The 510-nt window shown below is 42.9% G+C and carries 1 pseudogene; it reads left to right on the forward strand.

What is annotated here, in order from left to right:
* Nucleotides 1-164: 164 nt before the first annotated feature.
* Nucleotides 165-510: pseudogene (locus R7Q48_RS31360) on the forward strand (NAD-dependent epimerase/dehydratase family protein); the annotation flags it as partial.

Consider the following 510-nt stretch of genomic DNA (forward strand, 5'->3'; position numbering starts at 1 on the left):
GTTTTGTTAACGTATAAAATTCACTAATATGTCATTAAAAGCTCTACAACATGTAGAGCTTTTTTATTGGCAAAAAACCACAAGCAAACGTTTGCTTCGCAATGAAAAATCAGTATGATCCCCTGCAATTTCTGTCTCATCACTTTATTTTGTAAGGGAACACTATGTTCGGTACTGCAACCAGCGCAAATGCTACCCGTGTATTACTATTAGGCTCTGGTGAGCTTGGTAAAGAAGTGGCAATTGAATGCCAACGACTAGGTCTAGAAGTGATTGCTTGTGACCGTTATGCAGACGCACCTGCGATGCAAGTCGCTCATCGTAGCTACGTGCTCGATATGTTGGATGGTAAGGCTCTAGAAGAGATCATAAACAAAGAGCAGCCAGCTTACGTTGTTCCAGAAATAGAAGCTATCGCGACCGACAAACTTGTCGAGCTTGAAGAGAAAGGCCTGAATGTTGTGCCAACGGCGAAAGCGACCAAGCTCACAATGAACCGTGAAGGTATTC

Source organism: Vibrio sp. 378 (assembly GCF_033339435.1).